The 17,070-nt window shown below is 51.2% G+C and carries 15 protein-coding genes; 12 read left to right on the top strand and 3 right to left on the bottom strand.

From position 1 onward, the window contains the following. Positions 1 to 128 precede the first annotated feature (128 nt). From MKY59_RS11855 to infC, 5 genes are all read left to right on the top strand, one after another. The gene (locus MKY59_RS11855; RefSeq protein ID WP_339277741.1) at positions 129 to 2,066 is read left to right on the top strand and encodes an LTA synthase family protein; all 1,938 of its coding nucleotides are present in this window, start codon (positions 129 to 131) and stop codon (positions 2,064 to 2,066) included. A 165-nt stretch (positions 2,067 to 2,231) separates the two neighbouring features. After that, entirely contained in the window at positions 2,232 to 3,239 is a 1,008-nt protein-coding gene (locus MKY59_RS11860; protein WP_339277743.1) for an LLM class flavin-dependent oxidoreductase, read from the top strand. Positions 3,240 to 3,568: 329 nt separating this feature from the next. Beyond that, positions 3,569 to 3,892, top strand: a complete 324-nt coding sequence (locus tag MKY59_RS11865; RefSeq protein ID WP_236419627.1) for a (2Fe-2S) ferredoxin domain-containing protein — start codon at positions 3,569 to 3,571, stop codon at positions 3,890 to 3,892. Positions 3,893 to 4,064: 172 nt separating this feature from the next. Beyond that, positions 4,065 to 4,997 (top strand): manganese-dependent inorganic pyrophosphatase, encoded by a 933-nt coding sequence (locus tag MKY59_RS11870; protein ID WP_236418689.1) that lies wholly within the window; start codon positions 4,065 to 4,067, stop codon positions 4,995 to 4,997. 111 nt (positions 4,998 to 5,108) lie between these two features. After that, the gene (gene infC, locus MKY59_RS11875) at positions 5,109 to 5,600 is read left to right on the top strand and encodes a translation initiation factor IF-3 (protein ID WP_339277745.1); all 492 of its coding nucleotides are present in this window, start codon (positions 5,109 to 5,111) and stop codon (positions 5,598 to 5,600) included. A 99-nt stretch (positions 5,601 to 5,699) separates the two neighbouring features. Here infC and MKY59_RS11880 read toward each other — a convergent pair whose 3' ends face one another. Further along, positions 5,700 to 6,527 carry a protein-glutamine gamma-glutamyltransferase gene (locus tag MKY59_RS11880; protein WP_236418702.1) on the bottom strand — a complete coding sequence of 276 codons (828 nt, stop codon included), beginning with the start codon at positions 6,525 to 6,527 and terminating at the stop codon, positions 5,700 to 5,702. Positions 6,528 to 6,691: 164 nt separating this feature from the next. Between MKY59_RS11880 and MKY59_RS11885 the strand changes: the two genes are divergently transcribed. Then, positions 6,692 to 9,199, top strand: a complete 2,508-nt coding sequence (locus MKY59_RS11885; protein WP_339277748.1) for a PAS domain S-box protein — start codon at positions 6,692 to 6,694, stop codon at positions 9,197 to 9,199. A 210-nt stretch (positions 9,200 to 9,409) separates the two neighbouring features. Here MKY59_RS11885 and MKY59_RS11890 read toward each other — a convergent pair whose 3' ends face one another. Together MKY59_RS11890 and MKY59_RS11895 are read right to left on the bottom strand one after the other, a co-directional pair. Beyond that, entirely contained in the window at positions 9,410 to 9,622 is a 213-nt protein-coding gene (locus MKY59_RS11890; protein WP_236419223.1) for a hypothetical protein, read from the bottom strand. Positions 9,623 to 9,757: 135 nt separating this feature from the next. Beyond that, complete coding sequence (locus MKY59_RS11895) at positions 9,758 to 10,453, bottom strand: LPXTG cell wall anchor domain-containing protein (RefSeq protein WP_339277749.1); 696 nt, start codon at positions 10,451 to 10,453, stop codon at positions 9,758 to 9,760. On the opposite strand from MKY59_RS11895, the gene MKY59_RS11900 reads away from it, so the two are divergent. The 6 genes from MKY59_RS11900 to MKY59_RS11925 all read left to right on the top strand — a co-directional run bounded on the left by MKY59_RS11900 (position 10,440) and on the right by MKY59_RS11925 (position 17,066). After that, on the top strand, positions 10,440 to 10,751 hold the full coding sequence (locus tag MKY59_RS11900; RefSeq protein ID WP_339277750.1) for a hypothetical protein: 312 nt from the start codon (positions 10,440 to 10,442) through the stop codon (positions 10,749 to 10,751). The two genes, MKY59_RS11895 and MKY59_RS11900, sit on opposite strands and share 14 nt — an antisense overlap. A gap of 433 nt (positions 10,752 to 11,184) precedes the next feature. Continuing rightward, entirely contained in the window at positions 11,185 to 12,879 is a 1,695-nt protein-coding gene (locus MKY59_RS11905) for a M3 family oligoendopeptidase (RefSeq protein ID WP_339277752.1), read from the top strand. Positions 12,880 to 13,039: 160 nt separating this feature from the next. Further along, a complete protein-coding gene (locus tag MKY59_RS11910) occupies positions 13,040 to 13,900 on the top strand; it encodes a GNAT family N-acetyltransferase (RefSeq protein WP_339277754.1) in 861 nt (286 codons plus the stop codon). 342 nt (positions 13,901 to 14,242) lie between these two features. Next, on the top strand, positions 14,243 to 15,394 hold the full coding sequence (locus MKY59_RS11915) for an iron-containing alcohol dehydrogenase (RefSeq protein WP_236419280.1): 1,152 nt from the start codon (positions 14,243 to 14,245) through the stop codon (positions 15,392 to 15,394). Then, positions 15,395 to 15,772, top strand: coding sequence for a hypothetical protein (locus MKY59_RS11920; protein WP_339277756.1), 378 nt, complete (start codon positions 15,395 to 15,397; stop codon positions 15,770 to 15,772). Between the two features lie 130 nt (positions 15,773 to 15,902). Next, complete coding sequence (locus MKY59_RS11925) at positions 15,903 to 17,066, top strand: glucose-1-phosphate adenylyltransferase (protein WP_339277758.1); 1,164 nt, start codon at positions 15,903 to 15,905, stop codon at positions 17,064 to 17,066. Positions 17,067 to 17,070: the final 4 nt, after the last annotated feature.

A 17,070-nucleotide genomic window follows, 5' to 3' on the forward strand; every position in this document is an offset into this window, starting at 1 on the left:
AACGCAGATCGATCTGCTGGATGGAAGTCTCAGCACGACTTCATGGAATAGAGGTCGCGAAACTGTTATACTGGAATATGCGTTATGTAAAATGAACGTAAAATTTCAGATAAGGGTTGAAAGCGACCATGTTTACATTCAAGAGCGAACGGAACTCTTCACGGCTTTTATTTGCCGTATTATTTGTTCTGATGCTGCTGAAGCTGACGCTTCTGCGGTATTTCTTTTTCCAGGGTTTGTCCGGAGTAGGTTTGGTGACGGACGCCCTGGCTGCGCTGGCCTTGGTATGCGTCCTTGATCTCATTGTGCCGAAAAGGTGGAAATGGGTCGTATACGGCGGCTTTAACTTGTTGTTCTCTTTTTTATTATTCGCAGCCACGTTATATAACGTGCATTTCAGTTCCGTGCCGACGTATACGGCGCTGAGCGAATTGGGACAGGTGGCACAGGTGCGCGGCAGCATTGGACCTCTAGTGCGGCCTGCACACTTCCTGTTCTTCGCGGATATCGTGCTCGTGCTGCCGGTCTGGCTGCTGACGCGCCGCCGCCGTTCGGCCATGGGCTATGGCATCCGCAATACCGACGGACTCACGTTTGGCAGCAACCGAAAAAAATATTGGGGCAAGTTGGGCGTGGTCGTTACCGCCGCGTTCTGCATGGTGTTGTCCGGTACATTTATCGTCAAGGGCGAATCGATCGACAATGAACTGGTGCGTGCGGAGAACCTTGGATTTTTGAATTATCAAGTCTCGTCGGCCATTCTGACCAGCAAGGAAAACGAAGCCATCGCGAATGGCAATATCCAGGACACGATTGCTCGCGTCAACGAATTGGTGAGCCGATTTGGATATCAGAATCCAACGAAACAAGGGCAGGCGATCCAACCGCGTTATTTCGGCCAGGCCAAAGGCAGTAACCTGATCGTGCTGCAGCTGGAATCGTTCCAGAACTTTCCGATCAATGCTTCTCTGGATGGCCAGGAACTCACGCCGGTCCTGAACGATTTGGCCAAAGAGAGCTATTATTTCAATCATTTCTTCCAGCAAATCGGTCAGGGCAACACGTCGGACGCAGAGTTCATGTCCAATACGTCGATCTATCCGACAGGGGTTGTTCCGATGTCCGCGGGATACAGCGACCGCGATCTGCCGTCTTTGCCGAAATTGTTGAGCAGCGAAGGCTATCAGTCCGAAACGTTCCACGTCAATGACGTATCGTTCTGGAACCGGAACAAGATGTATCCCGCACTGGGTTTTGAACGTTATTTCGACAGAGCCAGCTTCGAGAATGACCGGTTTAACGATTTTGGCGCATCCGACGAGGAACTGTACCGGGTTGGCGTCGAAAAAATGGTTGCCCATCAGACGGCTAATCAGCCGTTCTATGCGCAGTTTATTACAGCTTCAAGCCACTCGCCGTTCAAAATTCCGGAAGATCGCGCCCGGATCACGATTCCGGCTGCGATCACCAATACGCTGCTGCATGATTATTTGCAGGCGATCAATTACACCGACTATGCCGTCGGCCAACTGATCGAGCAGTTGAAGGCGAACGGTCTGTGGGACAATACAACATTGGTGATTTACGGCGATCACTTCGGTCTGCCTGCCGAGGAAGAGATCACGCAGCAGATCAGGGATAACTTGAACGTGCCTTATGACGGCAACGTGAGCCGATTCAACATCCCGCTCCTGATCCATACGCCGAAACAGGCCAAAGGTCAGGTGATCGAGCAACCGGGAGGCCAGCTTGATATTTTGCCGACCGTCATGAATCTGATGGGCGTCTCGCTATCGGAAGAAAAATTCACGGCATTTGGGCACGATCTGCTGAATATGGACCACAACGCTTTCGGGATTCGGTATTACCTGCCTACCGGCTCGTTCGTCAATAACGAGATTTTGTTCATCCCGGGTGCCGGCTTCGAGGACGGTAAGGCGTATTCGCTCAAAACCTATGAGCCCGTTACCGATCTGGAGCCTTATCGTGCAGATTACGAGCATGTGCTTCAATTGATGAAATTGTCCGACGAGTACGTAAAACTGCTGCCGAAACGGGCACCGTAAATATAGCTCCCTCCATATCGGATTTCGGAATGAGCTCGGTTAAATAGTAACGCCACCCTGCGAAATGATGCATGCAGGATGGCGTTATTTTTTTCGATTTTGAAACTGTAATCAATAATGTTACAATGGAAGGAAGAGCAAAGACAGAGAGGATGGATCGACGACATGAAGCTTAGCGTATTGGAACACGGCCACATTAATGAAGGAAGAAGCGTACAGGATACGCTGCAGGAGACGGTGACCCTTGCAAAGCATGCGGAGGAGCTCGGATATTCCCGTTTCTGGATGTCAGAGCATCACGGAGGGGGAGCGCTCTCGTTTTCCAGCCCGGAAGTGATGATTGCACATGTTGCCGCGCATACGGAGCGCATCCGGGTCGGATCGGGCGGGGTAATGCTGCCCCATTACAGCGCCTATAAAGTGGCCGAGAACTTCAGATTGCTGGAGGCGCTGCACCCCGGCAGAATCGACCTCGGCATCGGGCGCGCGCCGGGAGGCATGCCGCTTGCGAGCCGGGCTTTGAATGAAGGCAAGGCATCGAACGTACAATTTTTCCCGCAGCAGATCGCGGATCTGGGCGGATACTTCCACGAGCAATTGCCGGAGGACCACCGTTTTGCTTCGCTCGTGGCAGGTCCCTCCGTCCCAACCGTACCTGAGGTATGGCTGCTCGGTTCCAGTTCCGAGGGAGCCAGAATTGCGGCTGCCCAGGGAACGTCCTATGCATTTGCCCAATTTTTCGGCACGCCTGGCGGAGAAGAAGCCATGAAATACTATCGGAGACACTTTAAACCGTCCATTCATGGAGATCAGCCCCACTCGATGATCGCCGTGGCGGCATTCTGTGCGGATACGGAAGAAGAGGCCGCCGAATTGGCGCGCAGCAACGAACTGTTTTTCCTGCGGCTTGGACGAGGGCTGGAGCAGCGTTCCTTTCCGTCGCTTGAAACGGTGCGCAGCTATCCGTATACGGCTATGGAGATGGAGCAGATTCGCCAGCGCCGCTCCTTTTCGATCATAGGCACGCCGGAACAAGTCAAGGAGAAAATTGAAGCGCTGGCGGAACGGCATGAAGCCGACGAAGTTATCATCGCCTCGGCCATTCATTCGTTCGAAGCGCGCTTGCGCTCATTTGCCTTGATTGCCGAAGCTTTTGGCCTCAAGAAGGAATAATGCCGACGAAGCGGGAATAAATACGATGAACCAGGCCGGAGTCTTGCCAGACGGGACTCCGGTTTTAATTTGGAAACATGTCTTCGTTTTCGGAACGAACTGCCATTGATGCATGAAGTAGCGGGATACGTGTTTATGCATGCAGGCATAAATCCCGAGATCCAGGACCGAGGCAACCCGTGGACCATGTTGAAGATGACACGATTTGAATTGCGCAACCCGTGACGGTGTGCTAAGTTATATTTTTCAGCAGTATTGCAGGAAACGCTCGGAGAAGCGGTTCTGGCGTGCTTATACATACGATTTTTAAGGATAAGGGGATGGACGGACTGGCTATTTATAATTTGGATCATCTGCAGCATCATATATTGCTGTGCAACGGCGGTTCTTGCATGCGTAAAGGCGGAGAAGAGGTTACCCAGGCCGTGCGCGACGAGATTGCGAAGCAGCAGGCCGGCGAATTCATCCACACCACGCGAACGCGCTGCAACGGACGGTGCGATGATGCTTGCGTGACCATTGTGTACCCGCAGGGAGATTGGTACGGGAACATGACGCCCGAATCCGGCAGAGAGCTTGTACGTGCGCTGTGCAGCGGCGAACAATTGGACCGCCATCGGATCGCCAACGTCACAAAAACAGCAGTGAATTAGCACGGTTACTCCAACATTTTTTTTTGGAAAATGAGCATTTGAGAATGAATTGCATTGAATTCGTTGTAAAGGGATTGGAATGAACTCATATTGACGCTATAATCAGTAAAGGTATGATACCTTATAGAATATGGTTATAACGACAAACCATCATTGACGGAGGGCTATGAACATGGAAAAAGCGTTAATCTTCGGACATAAAAATCCGGATACGGATACGATCTGTTCTGCGATCGCTTATGCCGACCTGAAAACAAAATTGGGACAAAACGTCGAAGCGGTGCGCCTGGGAGAAGTAAATGGCGAAACGCAATACGCGCTTGATTTCTTCAAAGTGGATGCTCCGCGTTTGATTAGCACGGCCGCCAACGAAGTGAACAACGTAATCCTCGTCGACCACAACGAGCGCCAGCAAAGCGTTAGCGACATTGCGGACGTTACCGTGGTTGAGGTCATCGACCATCACCGCATCGCGAATTTCGAGACAAGCCAGCCGCTTTATTTCCGTGCAGAGCCTGTCGGTTGCACCGCAACCATCCTGAACAAGCTTTACAAGGAAAACGGCGTGGAAATCAGCGCGCCGATCGCCGGCCTGATGTTGTCCGCGATCATTTCCGACTCCCTGCTCTTCAAATCGCCGACTTGCACCGAGCAGGACGTTGCAGCAGCTCGCGAACTGGCAGCCATCGCTGGCGTGGATGCGGACAGCTACGGCCTGGATATGTTGAAAGCCGGCGCAGACCTGAGCCAAAAAACGATTGCCGAGCTGATCTCCCTCGATGCCAAAGAATTTTCGATGGGACAAGCCAAAGTCGAAATCGCTCAAGTCAATGCGGTTGACGTGAACGACGTGCTCGTGAAGCAGCCTGAGCTTCAAGCTGCGATCGAGGCGATCATTTCCAGTAAAGGGCTGGACCTGTTCGTATTTGTCGTAACGGATATTTTGAACAACGATTCTGTTGCCCTGGCATACGGAGCTTCCGCCCATGCTGTCGAGAAAGCATACAATGTCACGCTGAACGACAGTAAAGCGCTGCTGAAAGGCGTTGTATCCCGCAAATCGCAAATCGTACCGGTGCTGACCGAAGCATTCAACAACCTGTAATCGGATTCGGTACAAGCGCGATCTGTCGCGTATGTAAGCCTGCTCTGATCCTCAAAGGGTCAGGTCAGGCTTTTGTTTTCATTTCATGAATGATAAGGAGGCTGGACAGGCATGATCAAAAACGAAAAAATCAAAGCAACCGAAGTGGCGTTGACCGGGCTGAACGGAGAAGACCTTGGCATCGTATCCACTCGGGAAGCCCTCGCACTGGCTAAACAGCATAAAGTGGACCTTGTCTGCATGTCGCTGATGACAAGCCCCCCGCCTTGCCGGCTGATTGGAGCAGGCGCGGCCAGGCAGGAAGCTGAGCAAGAGAAGAAAAAGGCCGGGAAATCACCGGATAAACGCAAAGTAAAAGAGATCCGGCTCAATCTGCAGATGGAGGACCATGACCGGGACGTAAAACAGACTCAGGCGGAGCGGATTCTTAAAAATGGCGATTCGGTCAAACTGGTCATTCAAGTGAAAGGCGGAAAGGAAGGTACCGCCGGCAAGGAATGGGCAGAGCAGTTGTGCAAGTCATTGGCAGAGTTTGGAATCCCAGCAACCGGCATTCAAGTCAGCGGCAAGCAGGTTGCCGTCCAGATCGACCCCCGAACGTAATGGGAGCGCATTGTGCAAGGCATAACGGATCAACCCCCGGAGGAAGCAGTCGTTTTGCTTTCCGGGGGTCTTTTTCAATATGAACTTGCATCACGTATGCTACACTCTCAAATAACGGCTTCTACCCACGCGTACGTACAGCTGCCCAGGCAAGACCGGGGTGGTTGCCTCCTGGGCGTTGTTCGACGGGTTACTTTTGGCAAAGCGCGAAAGGTACAGGAAATCCGGATAAATAATCATATCCATCAAATAGGCGGAGGTTCTGCTGCCGGGAACACGGTTCTGGTTCAAAATGTGAATGATGTCTTGGCCCGACGCGATGCCGATGCCATGTCCATAATACCAGTCCTCTCGAAGCATGATGGTATTTTCGCCTTGCCACTCCGGCGTTTCCGGAGAAACATCGGGATTTTTGAAGTATAATACGTCGCCGGGGAGAGCAAACTGCTTGCCGTTTTTTTCGGTCAACCGCAGGTCGCTGTCATAATGCCAGTCGAACAGGAGCAGATCGTGAAATAGCGAATTGAAAGCGTCCTCCCGTATGCTGCCCAGTACCCCGCCATAAAGGACGATAACGGCAGCGGTCGCGCATTCAAATCCGTACAAATGGCCATTCTGCCAAATATCCCGAATACCGGCGGCAGGGGTCACGTTTGGTTTCAGCTCAAAACCACCTTGCCGGGTACGATTCCAAAACATCGGATTACATCGCGAATTTTCGAACGTGGAGAAGCTGGCGCCGCTGGCATTCAAGCCTTCTGCGGCTTCTACAAGGGAGGATCTGAGGTCCCATTCAAAGTGAAGATGCTCCATGGACTGATAAGCATAGACGTGGGGGCTGTCTTGGAGCTTCTGAAGCCAGTGCCATTGGAAATCCGTCCATTCCTGCCGATCCAGATGGATGGGCCGATTGGCTACGAGAATCATGCGCTTTAACCTCCTTCAATCCCGTAATGTCGATTCATGCAAAAAAAATGCCTTCTGCTCGTTTAAGGACAGCCAGGGATGGGGTACTACTCTATAGATGATGTTATGTTTGATCCTGACAGTTGATTACGGAAAAACCGATTCGGAAAGAAGGGGGATGAGCAATGTCGAATTCGATTAGCGAAAACCGTTCGCTCTTTGAGCAGTTATATAAGCATGCACCCATCGGCATTGCTGTGGCATCACATGTGAATGGACTGTGGCTTCAATTGAATCCCGCATTCTGTCAAATGCTTGGATATGAGGAAGCGGAGTTGACGGATACTCCGGTTACTGATCTGTTGTTTCCTGAAGATGTCGACATGGAGCGCTTTCGCTGCGAATGCTGGGACATGGCGAATGGACTCACGCAAATGTTTGAAACGGAACTGCGATTGATCCGAAAAAACGGAAGCTTGGTATGGGCGACGGTTCGTGCCTGCATCGTCAAAGATGAAACATCCGGCAAACCGCTCTATTTGCTTGTGCAGGCTGTAGATATCACCAAGCAGAAGGAGGCGGAGAAGCGAATGTGCGAACAACGTGGGCAGCTGGAAGAGAGCGGCCGAATCTCCCGTATGCTCACGGAGGTTTCGCCAGACCTCATTGCCATTCATCAAGCCGATGCACAGCGGACCTTCAAATACGTATCGCCAGCCTGTCGCCATATGCTCGGATATGAACCTGAAGAGATGGTGGGCATGCCTGGCATGTTCTGCATTCATCCGGAGGATATATCGCTTGTGCAAACGTATCTTAATGCGCAAATTCAAGGCCTGGTTCCCGAACGGATCACGTATCGCCTTGTCCGAAAAAACGGAAGCTGTATTTGGGCGGAGACCATCACCCATTACGTCTACGGTTCAAACGGGGAGCTGAAGGAAATTATAGCGGTGACTCGGGATATTACGGCGAGCAAACAACAACAGCTCAGTCTGGAAGAATATCGGTCCTTGTTCGACTGCAATCCGCTTGGCGTCGCCTCATTGGACTTGGATGGCAAACTGCTCAAAGCCAATATGGGGCAGGAACAATTGACAGGCCATACCCGCGAGGAATTATTGATGAGCTCTTTCGAACAACTGATCGACCCCGCTGACCTGGACAAGACGAAATACCATTTTGAAGAGACCGTAAAGGGAAAGGCCCAGCGCTATGAAATCGGCTTGATTCACAAGGATGGCCACCGGATTGAAGCGAGCGTGATCAACTTGCCGATTGTGATGGAAAACAGGGTGGTCGGCGTATACGGCATTACCAGTGACATTACCGAATCCAAGCGGTATGTGGAAGAAATCGAAAATTTGAGCTATGAACGGGCGTTGATCCTGAATGCGATGTCTGAAGGGGTCATCGGCCTGGATCAGGATGGGCATTTGATTTTTGCGAATCCGGCCGCGGTTCAAATGATGGAATTTTGCCCCTCAACGCTGAACGGCAGACCGCTTGAGGAAATTATGCTGCAGATGCAAAGCGCGGGCATTCCGTATTCGGCACGCTCCAACCCGATCTTGCAGGCCGTGAAGAACGGCCGGAGCCTGCCTCGGTCGGAGGCAATATTTTGGAGGCAGGACGGGTCCAGTTTCCTGGCCGAATTCCAGTTGAAGCCGATTATGGACCAAGGAAAAGTTCGCGGAGGGGTGCTCGTTTTTCGCGACATGACGTCGGTGAACGAGATTATTCGCGCCAAGGAAGCGGCCGAGCATGCAGACAGGGCTAAATCGGAGTTCCTGGCCGTGATGAGCCATGAGCTTCGAACACCGCTTAACGGAATTATGGGCATGGCCCATCTATTGAAAGACACGGAAATGAATGAGGAGCAGCAAGGCTATGTGGATATTATGATCCAGAGCGGGGAATCTTTGCTGCACATTCTTAACGAAATTCTTGATTTCAGCAAAATCGAGGCAGGTCGGATGGAGCTGATCCACGACGTTGTCGACATTCGAGCGATGCTTCGGGGCGTCGTGAATCTGTTCACTCCCAAGGCGGCCGAAAAGAAAGTCGCCATCGGTTATGAGATCGGGGAGGACGTTCCGGATGCCATGTTCGGTGACGAGACGCGCATTAAACAAGTGCTGATCAACCTGCTCGGCAATGCCGTCAAATTTACGGATCGAGGTAACATTCAAGTGAGCGTAGATCTGCATGGTAATGGCTCGGATGGAAGCAAGGCACGGCTTGTCTTTAAGGTCAAGGACACGGGCATCGGCATTCCGCTGGACAAACAGCACCAGTTGTTCCAATCCTTTTCGCAGCTGGATCCGGCCATTAACCGGAAATACGGAGGAACCGGACTTGGGCTTGCGATCAGCAAAAAGCTGGTGGAATTGATGGGCGGCGCCATCGGCGTGCAGAGCGAAACCAACAAAGGAGCCGAATTTCAATTCACGCTGGAATTGGAGCGATGGTCCGACGACCGCTGCGAAACGGAATCCGTTTCAACAGGTGCGAAGGAATCTGAAGCAGATCGACGGCAAGCTGCTTTGCCTGAGCAAAAGCAAAAATTGGAGTCGCATGCACCCGAACTCCATATCCTTGTTGCGGAAGACCGGTCCTTGAAACGTCCGTCTGAGGAAGAAATGCTTCCCAAACCGGGTGGGATGTATGACATAGATGCAGAGCAGCTTTAAGGCACATATGCATATCTGCGCAATCAAAAACCAAGCCGATCGCTGAGGAGATCGGCTTGGTTTTTGCGTGGTCAGTCCGGCATGCAGAATGACGGTTTGGAAGTCAGGACTAGCGCCGCATACGGGCTGCATTGCCCAACGGATCTTGCATATCGTTTGGATAAAGGGACATTGTCCGGCAGCATCTCTCAGGATGCGATCATCGTGGATTTAGGACCAGCCTCCGATAAGCCCGGAGAGCGTTACGCATTCGTCGTCCTCCAATTCCGCGATGAGAGTAAGCTCGTCCTGGTCGTCCGGATCGACTGCAAACAATTCGCGTCGTCCGTCTTCATGTTTGATGATGACCAGCTGGTTGCCGCTTTTGGTGGAGAATTGATACTTTACTCCAATGCCAGGCAATGGGCATTCCCGGATGTTCATGAAAAGGTTCACCTCTTTTTAACGATTCCTTCATCGATTGACCGTTCACACAGTACGGGTGTATTCTACTATTCCTTACAACGTTTGGCAAGTCGCAAATCGAATGCTGTCATTCTCTTGCATTTTTCGGTTAACCTAGCTTTGATGCCGGCCCTTGTTTCGTTTGCGTCGAACCAGCCACCACGTGAGCAGTCCTGCGATCAGAGCCAAGCCGATGGCGGTGATGATGATGATATTGCGGATGTTCGGGACCTGCACGGTCATGTCCAGTGTATTCGTTCCAAGGGGATCGACGTGCCAGACCAGTGTCTTGCCCCGATCTTCGACTTCATCGGCATTGGAATCCTTGGCTTTGATCGGCAGGGTTAACTTGAAATCGAAGTTGACGTCTTTCAGCAATAGCTTTCTCAGAAATTCGGGCACTTTGCTGATCTGATCCTTGATTTCTCCGTCTGGCATGGATTCCATGGGGTCAGCAACCGCGGAGATATGATAGCTGTTAAAGAAGAAGCCGGGCGTTACGGAATGGTCAATCTGAATTCCGGTAGGCAGGTTCGACAGGTCAAAGTCGGTCGAGCCTTTGCTCTCGTAATGGGCCTTGGCCGTCAACTGGCTGCGTTCCTTCTCGGTAGTGACTTCGGTGGTGAAACCGTTCCGTTTCAGTGCATCTCCGAGCAGGGGCAGCAAATTGTCCTGTCCGAGCTTTCCAAGCGCGGAGTCGGTTACCCCAAGCTTCAGGGTCAGGTCGGAGGAACCGTCCAGATTGACGTTCAAATGAGCCTCGCCGTCGGCGCAGGCCGACAAGAGGATCACCGTCATGGAAAGCAGCATTGCAAAACAACATTGGCGCAGTGATAAGCGAATCGACATTGCATTCACCTTTCTGATAAAATCATTCGTATATAAGTTCGGGGATGAGGAAATGGCCATTTCCCCGATCCAGACATCCAGTATACACCGTTCACGGACCGTATGGAAATTCGCGCATGATGCCGATTTGCTTGAAAACAGGGTAGAATTCCTGCGAAAAGGGAAAGATACATCATGGTCTACCGCATTTTTGCAGCGGATTTTCCGTCTGATTTTTAATAAAATTGCAGATGTCGCATTTTTGTCAATGTTCGGTTAAGCCAGATGTCGTTTCCCCGTGTAAACTGATATTATGTATGTTGAATAAACGGATGCAAGGAGGGTCATTCATGGGTTACATCATTTTTTTGGTTGCCATTATGGTCGTGGGCATGGTTGGTATGGGCTGGTTCTTCCAGATGGTCGACAAGGAGAAACACTAGTGTTATCTGTTTGAAAAGTTGAAACAGGGACAAGCTTATAAAGCCGGCTTCGCGATTCATGCGAGGGTGGCTTGTTTGCTATGCGAAAAGTGCGGGTCTATCGATGAATCTGACATGAAAGCGTAAAAGAAATCACCCTGCATGTCCGAAGATTTGACCTTTGGATAAATATTTTTCGTAAAGATGGGATTTTTAGGTTTCTCTTTTGTATAATAGGGGGAGTCACTCGGGGTTTGCCCGAAATATTCCCATTTGGAAAGGGTGTACATAATGAAATTCAGTGAATATACGTATACGCGTCCCGATCTCGAGCAGATCAAAGAGTCCTTTCGGGAACTGTTGAAAGGGTTTGAACAATCGGAATCTTTCGAAGAACAGAGCGGCTACATGGATCGAATCAATGCATTGCGCAGTGATTTCGAGACGCAGGCACAGCTTGTTTACATCCGTCACTCCATTGACACCAATGATGAGTTCTACAAAGCCGAGCAGGATTTTCTGGATGATAGCGCGCCGATCATTCAGGAGTATGTAACCGATTTTTACCGCGCATTGGTGAATTCCAAGTTCCGCAGCAAGCTGGAAGAGAAGTGGGGCACGCAATTGTTCCGCTTAGCCGAGCTTTCGCTCAAAACGTTCAGCCCGGAAGTCATTGAAGACCTGCAGAAGGAAAACAAACTTTCGACCGAATACAACCAATTGATCGCGTCGGCGAAAATTCCGTTCGAAGGCGAAGAGCGCACGCTTCCGCAGCTGCTTCCGTTCGAATTGTCGACGGACCGCTCCATGCGCGAACGCGCTTCGGCAGCCCGTTATGCTTTCATGGCCGAGCATGAAACGGAATTCGACCGCATCTATGACGAATTGGTCAAAGTGCGGACGCAGATCGCCAAAAAGCTCGGATATCCATCGTACGTGGAGATGGGCTATGACCGCATGAACCGTACGGATTACAACGCCGACATGGTCGCGAATTTCAGGGCCCAGGTCCGCGATTACATCGTGCCGGTGGCTTCCAAGCTGAGAGAGCGCCAGCGCAGCCGGATCGGCGTGGATACGTTGTATTTCTACGATCAGGGATTCAGCTTCCCTACAGGCAATCCGACGCCGAAAGGCGACCCGGACTGGATTATCGAAAACGGCAAAAAAATGTACAACGAGCTGTCGCCGGAAACGGGTGCATTTTTCGAAATGATGACCGAGAACGAACTGATGGACCTGGTCAGCAAAAAAGGCAAACAAGGCGGCGGCTACTGCACGTTCCTGAATGACTACAAAGTGCCGTTCATTTTCTCCAACTTTAATGGTACATCGGGCGATATCGACGTGTTGACCCATGAAGCGGGCCATGCCTTCCAGGTATATGAGAGCCGCAACTTCGAAGTGCCGGAATACAACTGGCCAACCTATGAATCCGCAGAAATCCATTCCATGAGCATGGAGTTTTTCACCTATCCGTGGATGGAATCGTTTTTCAAGGAAGATACGGACAAATACAAGTTCGACCACTTGTCCTCCGCGCTGCTGTTCATTCCGTATGGCGTAGCCGTGGATGAGTTCCAGCATTTCGTGTATGCGAACCCGGACGCGACGCCTGCCGAGCGCAAGCAGGCGTGGCGCAATATCGAGAAAACGTACCTGCCGCATATCAATTACAAGGATAACGAATACTTGGAGCGCGGCGGATTCTGGCATAAGCAGGGCCATATTTTCGCCTCGCCGTTCTATTACATCGATTACACGCTTGCGCAAATTTGCGCGTTCCAATTCTGGAAGCGCAGCAACGAGGATATGGCTTCTGCATGGGCGGATTACCTGACCTTGTGCCGAGCTGGCGGCAGCCGTTCCTTTACAGGTCTGGTCGAGTTGGCCGGATTGATTTCCCCGTTCGAGGACGGATGCGTTTCCTCCGTCATTGGCGATATCGAAGCTTGGCTCGATGGAGTCGACGACAAAGCGTTGTAAGGTAATGGAATGCCGAATGCGGCAAGTTGAATGGACGATTATCCCGTATAAAGGGGTGAACGGATACGAAAGATAACACGAAAGCATTCTGAGGCATAGACGGCTGATCAGCCTTTTTTATCCCTGAAGCAGCTCATGCAAAGAATGCGAGGTTATTCGAATGTTAGTTGAATTGATGACTCCTGCCGACCGGGCACGGGTACTGCCGCTCATATCGAACACTAATGGTCAAGTGGTCATGGGCGGTGTGGCGTCCGGGTTACAGGCCGGCCGGGTCTATGTGGACGATGCCAGGGCCCCCCAAAGCGCCTTGGTGTGGGCGAGAAATGAAATGTTTTACCTGGTGGGCCGATCTGGTCACGAACGCTTTAATCGGCTTGCAGAGCAAACGATCGTATCCAGGCTTTTGCCGGAAGCTCTGCATGCCGGTGAAGATACCTTGAATCTGGAAACATATCCGCTGCCCGGACAGGAATGGGACGCTGTGGTCGGCAGAATGTTCGGGGGAGCACTGCGGCAAGGATGGAGGATCCCGTTTTGTTTCCGTGAGGAGATGTTCGAGAAATTTAGCTATGATTATGAACACGGTCCTATCGAATCATCCCCGAAATACCAGCTTCGCATGGTTGATCCAGAGAGCGTTCGTCAGGATGCTGGTGGTGTGATCGTGACGGAGATCCTGAAATTTTGGCACTCCTTGGACGATTTCTATCGCTATGGATTCGGCACTTGTGTGTTATATCGTGATCAGGTGGTGGGCACCTGCATTTCGGTATTTGTTCACGAAAGCAATCATGAGGTCGGCATTGTGGTGTACGGTACGGAACATCGGGGGCAGGGGCTTGCTACGGCGATGGCTCACGAGTATGTGCGGACTTGCCTGAAACATGGGTGTACGCCGCATTGGACGACAGAACATTTTCGTCACGACTCTGCCGCGATAGCACGCAAATTGGGATTTGAGCAAGGAGCGTCATATCCTGTGCACTATGCGCCGATCCGAGAGTTGTTGGCAAAATAAGAAAAGTATTCATGATGGTTTAGCGGCATGGAAGCATAGTCTTCGGTGCCGCTTTTTTCGCGTCTATAAAAACCACAAAAACATACACACGTTAACGGAGAGGCAGAACCATTCTGGGGAAGCGAAGCGTTCGCCTAAAAGCTTTCTGAAAGAAAGCTGCATCGGAAGAGGGTACTGCACTCGCAGTGGCCTAGTGTAATTTATGATTGCGGTTTATATAGTACCCATAATTCCCGAAAGTGTAACATTTGCAGCAATGGTTGTGATTTATTTCACTATAGTTGAAAACGGATTCAAGTACAATGAAAACAGTAAATCAGGGGATACAGGAGGCTGGTTCAGATGGCAACCCATGCATATTATGTTCCGCCCGTGAACTTGATGGGCAGAGGCTGCTTGCAGGATGCAGGCAACATGATTCAGGAAATGGGAATTCGGAATGCGCTTGTCGTAAGCGATCGCGGGCTGATGTCTTCCGGCGTAGCTGATCAGGTGCTGTCTATATTAAGAAAAGCCGGGCTAAACTACATCGTATATGATGCAGTTCAGCCCAACCCGACATGTCACAATGTGCATGAGGGGCTGAAAGTGTACCAGAAGCATGGATGCGATGCCATCATTTCGATCGGCGGCGGCTCCCCGCAGGACGCAGCCAAGGCGATCGGCATCGTGGCAACCAACGGCGGGCATATTCGGAATTATGAAGGCATGCACCAATCGAAGCACAAATCCGTGCCGATCGTGGCGATCAACACAACGGCCGGCACGTCAAGCGAGGTGACGATTAACTACGTGATTACAGATGAAGAACGCAAGGTTAAAATGGTGATGGTGGACCCGAACTGTCTTGCCTCCCTGTCGGTGAACGATCCGGAACTGATGCTCAGCAAACCGTCCAGCCTGACGGCCGCCACGGGAATGGATGCTTTAACCCATGCCGTCGAGGCGATGGTCACGCCGGGGGCATTTACGGTCACGAATGCAACCGCTGCTGCGGCAGTGGAACTGATCTTTGAATATCTTCCCCGTGCAGTGAGGGACGGTAACGATCTGGAGGCGCGCGAGCATATGACCTATGCGTGTTTCTTGGGAGGCATGGCCTTCAACAATGCGGGTTTGGGTTACGTTCATGCCATGGCTCACCAGCTTGGAGGCGTATATGATTTGCCTCACGGCGTATGCAACGCCATGCTGCTGCCTTACGTGGAGGAACTGAATGCCAAGCATGTGCCGGATAAATTTCGCCATATCGCCAAAGCGATCGGCATGGATGTGAGAAACAAATCGGACGAGGAATGCTCCGAATACGTGATCGAGGCCATAAGGCAGTTGTCCAGGGAGGTTGGCATTCCGGAAAAGCTCTCAGAACTCGGAGTGAAGGACCCTGATATCGAACTGTTGGCCGATAATGCCATGAAGGACGCTTGCGCACCGGGCAATCCGTACCAGCCGAGCAAAGAAGAAGTGATGGAGTTGTTCCGCAAAATTGTATAAATGACGCAAGAAAGCTGCCGGGAGAAATCCCGGCTTATTTTTGTGAATTACTTATTTTTCCAGTTCGGTTTCGGGATGAACCAAAAGGATTTTGAAATTCCTTACCGAATACTTACATTTAATCACCACGGCAAGAAGAAGGGAGTGATCCTGACTGACCCAAACGATTGCCTGATCATCCATCTGCATGTTTATCCTCTGCAAGTCCGGTTTAATGTTGAGAAAGCAAACATCGCGATTTCCCACAATGCAACTACACCTTGTGCTTTGCTCCCCTTTTCTATTTTAAGCGAGTTTCTGTTCCAGGTTTGCTTACCCGATTTTATTCATCCCGATCCACTACAGTCACAAACGCAAAATGGTCCCGCTTTTCTTTGAACTCTTCGCATGGATTATAGACTGCACGGCTCGTGCGGAAAATTCAGATCATCACATCAGCGTCCACACATCGGAAAAACGTAGCAAGGCTTGAAAGATGCGTAAAAATGAACGTGGAGGAGGCTGAACGATGGCAAAAAAAGAAGTTGTAGCCATGCTGCTCGCCGGAGGGCAGGGCAAGCGTTTGAAAGGGTTGACGAAATCTTTGGCCAAACCGGCCGTGTTTTTTGGCGGAACGTACCGGATCATTGATTTTCCCCTGAGCAATTGTTCCAACTCGGGCATTGATACCGTCGGGGTGTTGACCCAATATGAGCCCATGGTGCTTCATTCATATATAGGAATCGGCAGCGATTGGGACCTGGACCGAAAAAACGGCGGCGTTTACGTTCTGCCTCCCCATGAGCGTGAGAACGGCAGCAACTGGTACCGCGGCACCGCCGATGCCATTTACCGCAACCTGAATTTCATCGAACAGTTCGATCCCGAGCACGTGCTGATCCTGTCAGGCGATCATATCTACAAAATGGATTACGAGCGCATGCTCCAGTATCACAAAGAAAAGAATGCCGACTGCACCATCTCGGTGATCGAAGTGCCTCTTGCGGAAGCGAGCCGCTTCGGCCTGCTCAATACGGACGAGACGTATCGCATCCATGAATTCGAGGAAAAACCGCCCGTGCCGAAAAGTACCCTGGCTTCCATGGGAATCTACCTGTTCAAGTGGGACGTGCTGAAACGGTTTTTGATTCACGATGAACAGCAGCCATCTACTTCCTATGACTTTGGCAAAGACATCATTCCATTGCTGCTTGCCCATGATAAATCGTTATACGCCTACCCTTTTAAAGGCTATTGGAAGGACGTCGGTACCATTTACAGCCTGTGGGAGTCCAACATGGATTTGTTGCATGAAGAAGCGCCGCTGAATCTGAATGATCCCGATTGGCGGATTTATACGCGGAATCCCAATCAGCCGGCCCAATACATTTCTCCATCGGCGAAATTGCGCAGCTGCATCGTTAGCGAGGGCAGCGTTGTGCATGGAGAGATCAACCATTCCGTGTTGTTCTACGGGACAGAGGTGGGAGAAGGCAGTTTGATCGTTGATTCCGTAGTGATGCCTGGAGTTCGGATCGGACGCAATGTACGCCTTCACAGAACCATTGTTGCCGAAGGATTGGTCATTCCTGACGGCGCGCGGCTGTCTCCGGAGGATGAGAGAGACGTGCTGCTCGTCGACCAGGAAGAGCTGGAACGACGTTTGCGGATAAGCATGGCAGGCAAAGCCTAATTTG

It is taken from the genome of Paenibacillus sp. FSL W8-0426 (genome assembly GCF_037969725.1).
Classification (GTDB): domain Bacteria; phylum Bacillota; class Bacilli; order Paenibacillales; family Paenibacillaceae; genus Paenibacillus; species Paenibacillus hubeiensis.